This window comes from Marichromatium bheemlicum (assembly GCF_012276755.1).
Classification (GTDB): domain Bacteria; phylum Pseudomonadota; class Gammaproteobacteria; order Chromatiales; family Chromatiaceae; genus Marichromatium; species Marichromatium bheemlicum.
In genome coordinates this window covers 1-257 of record NZ_JAAXKX010000058.1, presented here as the reverse complement: position 1 = coordinate 257, position 257 = coordinate 1, and the positions used below count along the sequence as shown (strand labels likewise).

General features: G+C 67.3%; 1 protein-coding gene. It reads right to left on the bottom strand.

What is annotated here, in order from left to right:
* The coding region (locus tag HF203_RS16080) for an ISAs1 family transposase (RefSeq protein ID WP_168671092.1) at window positions 1–257 on the bottom strand (257 nt) is incomplete at both ends.

The window sequence follows — 257 nt, the reverse complement described above, 5'->3', positions numbered from 1 at the left end:
TACTCGCCCAGGCCGTCACCAGATGCAGCGGTGCCAAGCCCTTGCCCCGGTCGTAAGAATGGCGCAGCTGCTTGCCGTCGATGGCCACCACCTCGCCCGGGATGACCGTGCGGATCGACTCGACCCAGGCGCGGAAGCAGCGCTCGAAGCCCTCGGGATCCAGCAGCCCGAACACGCGCCCAAAGGTATCGTGCGAGGGGATGCCGTTGGGCAGCGCCAGGAACTGCTCCAGCCACTCCTGCTTGGCCTCTCCGAAG